Genomic DNA, 315 nt, shown 5'->3' with positions numbered 1-315 from the left:
TGCAGGTGGTCTTGACGGTCGGGCGGATACCCACGATCTCGATTTCCTCGCCGACCTTGATCACGCCGCGCTCGACGGCGCCGGTCACCACGGTGCCGCGGCCGGAGATCGAGAACACGTCTTCCACGGGCATCAGGAAGGTGCCGTCCACGGCGCGCTCGGGCGTCGGGATGTAGGTGTCCAGCGCCTCGGCCAGCTTCATGATGGCTTCTTCACCGAGCTTGCCCTTGTCGCCTTCCAGGGCGAGCTTGGCCGAGCCGTGGATGATGGGGGTGTCGTCGCCCGGGAATTCGTACTTGTCGAGGAGTTCGCGCA

General features: G+C 65.7%; 1 pseudogene. It reads right to left on the bottom strand.

Annotated features, from left to right (window positions below):
* Nucleotides 1-315 (bottom strand): annotated as a pseudogene (gene tuf / locus IB278_RS33675) (elongation factor Tu); the annotation flags it as partial.

The sequence above is a fragment of the Variovorax sp. VRV01 genome, assembly GCF_014852545.1.
Classification (GTDB): Bacteria; Pseudomonadota; Gammaproteobacteria; order Burkholderiales; family Burkholderiaceae_C; genus Variovorax; species Variovorax beijingensis_A.
The sequence above is the reverse complement of the archived record's forward strand: the minus strand, read 5'-3'. Positions and strand labels throughout refer to the sequence as shown.